The organism is Streptomyces sp. NPDC007856 (genome assembly GCF_042868225.1).
Classification (GTDB): Bacteria; Actinomycetota; Actinomycetes; order Streptomycetales; family Streptomycetaceae; genus Streptomyces.
In genome coordinates this window covers 1-1,860 of sequence record NZ_JBIAEC010000103.1, presented here as the reverse complement: position 1 = coordinate 1,860, position 1,860 = coordinate 1, and the positions used below count along the sequence as shown (strand labels likewise).

Below are 1,860 nucleotides of genomic sequence, written 5' to 3'. Positions count from 1 at the left end.
GGCCGAGTCCTTTGGCGCCTTCGACGGCGAAGCGGCGCTCTGGCCACTTCTCGCACCAGCGCATCAGCTGCCGGGCGGTCCCGGCGTTGACTACGAAACGCCGCTGGGCGAGCTGGTGTCCGGCGGCGTCGACGGCGACGGCGGTGTGGGAGGACTTGTGAGGATCGATACCGATGGTGATCACGTGCACCCTTGACCATGTTGAGCGGGATGGGGTGGGTGCGGTGGGCACTCTGACTTGAAGTCTCAGCGTCCATTGGTCACGCCTCTGTCGAGCCACACCGCGCGGGTGCCGACCGGCGGCGGCAAACTCATCATGAGCCAGCCCCAGTTGGGGCGGCATGAGGTCACGCGAGCCCGTGCCGGTCGGCACCCTGGACGCTACGGCTGCAGACCGTGCGTCTGGGTCCGATTCAACAAGTCAGAGGTCCGACTACCGCCCAGCCTGGCGCAATGCCCGGCCGCTTGCGGGCGGCAGGTCTGCATAACGTGGATGCGCACATACGACGCCAACGCCCTGGCCAGCACCGCACAAACCCTGCTCGGGAGGATGGGTTGGACGACATCGACGACGTGGGCGTCTTCCTCGGTCTGGACGTCGGCAAGAGCGCCCATCACGGGCACGGACTCACCCCGGCCGGCAAGAAAGTCTTCGACAAGCAGCTGCCCAACAGCGAGCCGAAGCTGCGGGCCGTCTTCGACAAGCTGGCCGCAAAGTTCGGCACCGTACTGGTGATCGTGGACCAGCCCGCCTCCATCGGAGCCCTGCCCCTGACCGTCGCCCGGGACGCCGGCTGCAAGGTCGCCTACCTGCCCGGCTTGTCCATGCGACGGATCGCCGATCTCTACCCGGGCGAGGCGAAGACCGACGCCCGCGACGCGGCCGTGATCGCCGACGCAGCGAGGACGATGCCGCACACCCTGCGCTCGTTGGAACTGACCGACGAGATCACCGCCGAACTGACCGTGCTGGTCGGCTTCGACCAGGACCTCGCAGCCGAGGCCACCCGCACCTCGAACCGCATACGCGGCCTGCTCACCCAGTTCCACCCCAGCCTGGAACGCGTCCTCGGACCGCGCCTGGACCACCCCGCGGTGACCTGGCTCCTGGAACGCTACGGATCCCCGGCCGCCCTGCGAAAGGCTGGTCGCCGCAAGCTCGTCGAGGTGATCCGGCCCAAGGCCCCGCGCATGGCCCAGCGGCTGATCGACGAGGTCTTCGACGCGCTCGACGAGCAGACCGTCGTGGTCCCGGGCACCGGCACCCTCGACGTCGTGATCCCCTCCCTGGCCCGCTCGCTCGCGGCCGTCCACGAACAGCGACGAGCCCTGGAGGCGCAGATCGGACAGCTGCTGGAGGCTCACCCTCTTTCCGCGGTCCTGACCTCGCTTCCGGGGGTCGCGGTTAGGACCGCCGCCACCTTGCTGGTCACCGTCGGCGACGGCACCAGCTTCCCCACCGCCGCTCACCTGGCCTCCTACGCCGGCCTGGCCCCGACGACCAAGTCGTCCGGGACCTCGATCCATGGAGAACATGCACCCCGAGGCGGCAACCGGCAGCTCAAGCGCGCGATGTTCCTCTCCGCCTTCGCTGCCCTGCACGATCCCGCCTCCCGCACCTACTACGACCGATGCCGGGCCCGCGGAAAAACCCACACCCAGGCACTTCTCCGCCTGGCCCGCCAGCGGATCAACGTGCTGTTCGCGATGCTCCGCGACGGAACCTTCTACGAACCCCGAACCCCACGCCTCGCTTGACGAAAGACTGTGAGTCTTCATCTGGCTGGTCCGGGACCGGCTGGCAGGGTTGACGTCGGTCGCCTCGTCGTAGTCGTGACTCGTGACAAAAGTGGCCCCCAC

Annotated in this window: 1 protein-coding gene and 1 pseudogene; one reads left to right on the top strand and one right to left on the bottom strand. The window is 68.3% G+C overall.

Going from position 1 to position 1,860, the window contains the following annotated elements:
• Positions 1-190: pseudogene (locus tag ACFYOH_RS44745) on the bottom strand (IS110 family transposase); the annotation flags it as partial.
• Positions 191-555: 365 nt separating this feature from the next.
• On the opposite strand from ACFYOH_RS44745, the gene ACFYOH_RS44740 reads away from it, so the two are divergent.
• Complete coding sequence (locus ACFYOH_RS44740) at positions 556-1,758, top strand: IS110 family transposase (RefSeq protein WP_388638106.1); 1,203 nt, start codon at positions 556-558, stop codon at positions 1,756-1,758.
• Positions 1,759-1,860: the final 102 nt, after the last annotated feature.